Origin of the sequence: Staphylococcus canis, from assembly GCF_016238445.1 — a bacterium.
Lineage (GTDB): Bacteria > Bacillota > Bacilli > Staphylococcales > Staphylococcaceae > Staphylococcus > Staphylococcus canis.
On the sequence record NZ_JABANU010000087.1, the window covers coordinates 1 to 282 of the forward strand.

Below are 282 nucleotides of genomic sequence, written 5' to 3' on the forward strand. Positions count from 1 at the left end.
TCGTAACAGGAACAGGCGAACCAGGAACAACAGTAGTTGTAACGTTCCCTAACGGCGAAGAAGTGACTGGCCAAGTGGACGAAAACGGAAACTGGACAGTGGATGTACCAGCGACTGAGACATTAGAGGAAGGCGAAACAGTGACAGCTGTAAATAAAGATGGCAATGGTAACACATCAACACCATCAACAGGAACAGTAACAGACACAGTGGCGCCAGAGGCACCAGTAGTGAATAATCCACAACCAGGAGACAAAGTCGTAACAGGAACAGGTGAACCAG

At 48.2% G+C, this 282-nt stretch carries 1 protein-coding gene; it reads left to right on the forward strand.

The features are described 5' to 3' along the window. Positions 1-282: Ig-like domain-containing protein (locus HHH54_RS11025; RefSeq protein ID WP_232796339.1), on the forward strand; the 282-nt coding region annotated here is incomplete at both ends.